Origin of the sequence: Anabaena sp. 4-3, from assembly GCF_001597745.1 — a bacterium.
Taxonomy (GTDB): Bacteria; Cyanobacteriota; Cyanobacteriia; order Cyanobacteriales; family Nostocaceae; genus Trichormus.
In genome coordinates this window covers 1-281 of the sequence record NZ_LUHJ01000075.1, presented here as the reverse complement: position 1 = coordinate 281, position 281 = coordinate 1, and the positions used below count along the sequence as shown (strand labels likewise).

The window sequence follows — 281 nt, the reverse complement described above, 5'->3', positions numbered from 1 at the left end:
TTCGTAGGTTGGTCAGGGATATTACTGTTCCCCTGCGCTTTCCTCGCACTAGGCGGTTGGCTCACCGGTACAACCTTCGTTACCTCCTGGTACACCCACGGATTAGCCTCCTCCTACCTAGAAGGCTGTAACTTCCTCACAGTAGCAGTATCTACCCCCGCCGACAGTTTGGGACATTCCCTATTACTGTTGTGGGGGCCAGAAGCTCAAGGTGACTTCACCCGTTGGTGTCAACTCGGTGGCTTATGGCCATTCGTGGCACTACATGGAGCTTTCGGCTT

At 54.1% G+C, this 281-nt stretch carries 1 pseudogene; it reads left to right on the top strand.

The window, feature by feature from the left end:
- Positions 1 to 281 (top strand): annotated as a pseudogene (locus A3775_RS23950) (photosystem II D2 protein (photosystem q(a) protein)); the annotation flags it as partial.